Here is a 231-nt window from a genome sequence, read left to right as displayed (position 1 = left end):
ACTACCCGGTCGTCTGGCTGGGGTCGAAGATCCTCCGTCGCGACCAGCGCAAGGAGGTGTGAGGTGGCCGAGCGGCTCACCCAGGAGGAGATCGACCGGGCGCTCGAGCGCGAGCTGCCTCGGTGGACCCAGGACGGCGACGCGATCACGCGATCGGTGAAGGCCCCGTCGTTCATGGACGGGATCCGGTTGGTGCAGCAGGTCGCGGAGGTCGCAGAGGACCTCGACCAT

1 protein-coding gene is annotated in these 231 nt (G+C 68.4%); it reads left to right on the top strand.

Going from position 1 to position 231, the window contains the following annotated elements; translation table 11 throughout:
- Window positions 1-63: 63 nt before the first annotated feature.
- Window positions 64-231 (top strand): 4a-hydroxytetrahydrobiopterin dehydratase (locus SAZ04_RS23685; protein WP_431309062.1); only part of this gene is annotated, 168 nt, incomplete at its 3' end.

It is taken from the genome of Halalkalibacter lacteus (assembly GCF_036663595.1).
In the GTDB taxonomy this organism is placed as follows: Bacteria; Bacillota; Bacilli; order Bacillales; family Bacillaceae_D; genus Halalkalibacter; species Halalkalibacter lacteus.
This window is presented reverse-complemented; position numbering and strand designations above follow the sequence as displayed.